General features: G+C 50.3%; 4 protein-coding genes and 2 tRNA genes. 4 read left to right on the plus strand and 2 right to left on the minus strand.

Annotation, left to right across the window (positions count from 1 at the left end):
• Nucleotides 1-331, minus strand: a 331-nt coding sequence (locus PsWM33_RS19010) for a transposase (protein WP_193778428.1), incomplete at its 3' end; no start/stop codon positions are given.
• Nucleotides 332-582: 251 nt separating this feature from the next.
• Here PsWM33_RS19010 and PsWM33_RS19015 point away from each other — a divergent pair.
• Entirely contained in the window at nucleotides 583-1092 is a 510-nt protein-coding gene (locus PsWM33_RS19015) for a hypothetical protein (protein WP_063301270.1), read from the plus strand.
• A gap of 329 nt (nucleotides 1093-1421) precedes the next feature.
• On the opposite strand, the gene PsWM33_RS19020 is transcribed toward PsWM33_RS19015, so the two are convergent.
• The gene (locus PsWM33_RS19020; RefSeq protein ID WP_063301271.1) at nucleotides 1422-2300 is read right to left on the minus strand and encodes a TrmH family RNA methyltransferase; all 879 of its coding nucleotides are present in this window, start codon (nucleotides 2298-2300) and stop codon (nucleotides 1422-1424) included.
• 421 nt (nucleotides 2301-2721) lie between these two features.
• On the opposite strand from PsWM33_RS19020, the gene PsWM33_RS19025 reads away from it, so the two are divergent.
• The 3 genes from PsWM33_RS19025 to PsWM33_RS19035 form a co-directional block, all read left to right on the plus strand.
• Nucleotides 2722-2806, plus strand: a tRNA-Tyr gene (locus PsWM33_RS19025).
• A 19-nt stretch (nucleotides 2807-2825) separates the two neighbouring features.
• Nucleotides 2826-2899: transfer RNA gene (locus PsWM33_RS19030), tRNA-Gly, on the plus strand.
• 106 nt (nucleotides 2900-3005) lie between these two features.
• Nucleotides 3006-3276 (plus strand): GTP-binding protein (locus PsWM33_RS19035; protein ID WP_244276717.1); only part of this gene is annotated, 271 nt, incomplete at its 3' end.

Genomic DNA, 3276 nt, shown 5'->3' on the forward strand with positions numbered 1-3276 from the left:
CCTTATCAGACTGTAAAATGAGCCACATTGCTTTCAACCAAATTTGCAACGGGAGCTTGGTAGCGTGCAACGGGGTGCGTGTGGTGACTGTAAACTGGAAGCGACAATAACTGTTTGAGCACTGATACAAGCCCGGCCGGGATCGTCCTCTTTCACTGTCACGGCCTGCAAGAGAAATTGAACGCTTATAGCCACAAGCAGGGCAAATCCGTCCTTTAGGCCATACCATGCTCTCAACAAGCTGACGGCATTTGTCCTCGCTCTGAAATGCCAGAACCATATCATCTAAAGTACGAATGGACTCCAGAACTAAAGACGATGTTTCAGACATGCATACCTCTCATCTCACCGCAGAGATAACTTAGCATAAATAGCTAAATATAACGAACCAGCTGTCTTTGGTTGATAAAGGTTCTGAACGCTTAAATCTGCCTTAAAGTAAGGTGGGTAGTCAGTGCTCAAGCAAGTGAGGTCAGTGTAAATACTGATCATTTTTTACTCTTCTTGCGAAGACAGCGCTGGGTGAGGCGTCAACTCATCATTCAGTGGTTTCTGCCAATTTTAGCACTCCCCGAGGTCCGTATGAAACGAGCATCTGCGCTTTGCATCCCTATTTTGAGCCTGACATTGCTTTTGACAGGTACTGTGTATTCTTCAGGTTATCTGGCGCATGCCGAAAAAGTCCCTGACTGGAGAGAGACAGGCACACCAGAAGAGCAGTTGAAAGCATTGGTGAAAATTACGCCGGGCACATCACACTGGATGCCCGAAATCGCCTATCGCTTCCAAACTATGTACTGGGCAGGCAAGCAGGATAAATGGGAGTTTGCAGAGTACCAAATCGAAGCCATGGAAAAAATGATGGCTCGGGTTGCTACAGCACGCACCAAGCGGGCTCCTTCTATCAATATATTTCGTGAGAACGTTTTTGGAGATTTGGACGAGGCGGTTAAAACTCAAAACTTTGAGGTTTTTGAAGAGGCTGTTGCTGTTATGAGCTCAGAGTGTATGGCGTGCCATACTCGAGAAGGCTTTTCCTACATCACAGTACCCGCTGTTCCTACAAAGCCAGATAGCATCGTTCTCGACTGAGGCCTGCGCTCGAGCAGGGTTGATGAAAGACTTGCCGTAGATCATCAGAATGCTAGCCCCTGAAGATGGTCAGGGGCTAGCATTTTAATTTACATTTGGTGCTGTTTGGAGCGTTGAGCGTGATAAAGAAAAGGGGGAGGCAGTATTGGCGAGCCATAGACGGGATGCCGATTTCTTAGAGCCTAACCGGCTGGTCCAAGATACTCGGGCAATGCATCCCTTGGGTGCGGCATCCGACTATCCGGTTATGGTTCGCTGAGCTAGCTTCGGGCTCGAAGGGCATCACTTAGATCATGAGCGCTAGGCGTCGGAGACCCGGAGGCTGTCGGTTAGGACAGCCCCATTTTCATGCGGGCGACGTAGAGGGACAGGATCGCGGCGTTGGAGACGTTGAGGGATTTGATCTCTCCCGGCATGTCGAGGCGGGCGAGGGTGTCGCAGTTTTTGCGGACGCCTTCACGTACACCTTTTCCTTCTGAGCCGAGGACCAGCAGGGTCTTATCCGTGAATGTTGTATTTTCGACGGAGTTCGGGCCTTCGCTGTCCAGTGCGATTGCCTGATAGCCTTTATCTCTCATTTCATCGACAAAGCGAGACATGTTTGGGACGCGGACGTGTTTGATCATATCGAGCGCGCCACTTGCTGTTTTTGCAAGGACCGGGCCTTCTTCAGGTGCGTGACGGCGGGTGGTGACAACAGCGTCAGCACTCAAGGCGACAGCGGAACGTAGGATAGCGCCGACATTGTGCGGATCGGTAACCTGATCGAGCGCCAGAACGAGCTGACCGTCCTGGAGTTCTTCCGGGCCATATTCAGGAAGGGCGTCCACCAGCAGTGCGGCGCCCTGATGCACGGCATCTTTACCAACCAGCTTGTCGATATCGCGAGGGCTGGCCTCTTCAACCGGCACGTCAATCTTCAGATTGCGCTCTTCCAGCCGCCGTAATGCGTTTTGCGTTATGAGGAGCTTGTGGCGAGTGCGTTCCGGATTTCTAAAGGCGGCTTCAATGGTGTGAAGTCCATATATATAGAAAGGGCCGTCTTCAGCAGCTGATTTCTTCAGCCAGGGCTTGCCCTTTGAAAATCCACCAGACGGTTTTCCATCGGGCCGGCTTTTCTTATGGGGGCGATCATTGCTTCGCTCTGGGCTTTGCTCAGGGCTCCAGCGGTTGCCGCCTGCGCTCTTTTGTTTTTTAAAGTTGCTCATAGCCTCTCGATACTCCGGTGATGTTTTCGCTTCAAGGGAATAAAGAGGGGAGACTAAACATTCCTTTTTTGCTGCTTATATAAAAAGAGCAGGTCCAGTGAATTTGAGAGGGTGTTCATGTGTGTGATCTTTTCACTTTCCCAAAAAAGAATTTGCACCAAAATTGCCGGGTTTGGTGAGAAGAGCTGTGATTTAGCAAGGTCATACGTAGATTCCGACGGTTAGTTCTCCGACAAAAAAGGGGGAAAACTAACTGCCTTGTTGATTTTGCACAGGCACATGCAAAAGAGGCGTTGACAGATGGCGTTCTCAGCGGCATAAACCGCGCCACAGGACGCGGCGCAACTGCTTAGCGGTTAAGCGGCGTGTTTGGCAAAACGAGTTTCAAAAAATTCTCTTTTAGAGAATTTTGGTCGATCTCGGAGGAGTGCCCGAGTGGCTAAAGGGGGCGGACTGTAAATCCGCTGGCTATGCCTACGTTGGTTCGAATCCAACCTCCTCCACCATCGACTTGAAATTGGTAATGCGGGTGTAGCTCAATGGTAGAGCAGCAGCCTTCCAAGCTGAATACGAGGGTTCGATTCCCTTCACCCGCTCCAATCTCTTCTCGCTCTTTGCTGAAGGTATCCTAACAGAATCCTTGGGGTCTTTTATTGGCTTCAAGCCTTGATCGACGGAACTACGATTAAATAGAGAGCTACGCCCATGGCGAAGGAAAAATTTGAACGTAATAAGCCGCACGTCAACATCGGCACAATCGGCCACGTTGATCACGGCAAAACTACGCTGACTGCTGCGATTACTAAATCTTTTGGTGATTTTAAAGCGTACGACGAAATTGACGGTGCTCCTGAAGAGCGCGCACGTGGTATCACTATCTCCACTGCGCACGTTGAGTATGAGACCGAAGCTCGTCACTACGCACACGTTGACTGCCCAGGCCACGCTGATTATGTGAAAAACATGATCACTGGTG

This window comes from Pseudovibrio sp. WM33, assembly GCF_001623165.1.
Classification (GTDB): Bacteria; Pseudomonadota; Alphaproteobacteria; order Rhizobiales; family Stappiaceae; genus Pseudovibrio.

Excerpts from the sequence above, each read along its gene's own strand:
- PsWM33_RS19015 (WP_063301270.1), top strand. The coding sequence starts at position 583 with ATGAAACGAGCATCTGCGCTTTGCATCCCTATTTTGAGCCTGACATTG.
- PsWM33_RS19020 (WP_063301271.1), bottom strand. The coding sequence starts at position 2,300 with ATGAGCAACTTTAAAAAACAAAAGAGCGCAGGCGGCAACCGCTGGAGC.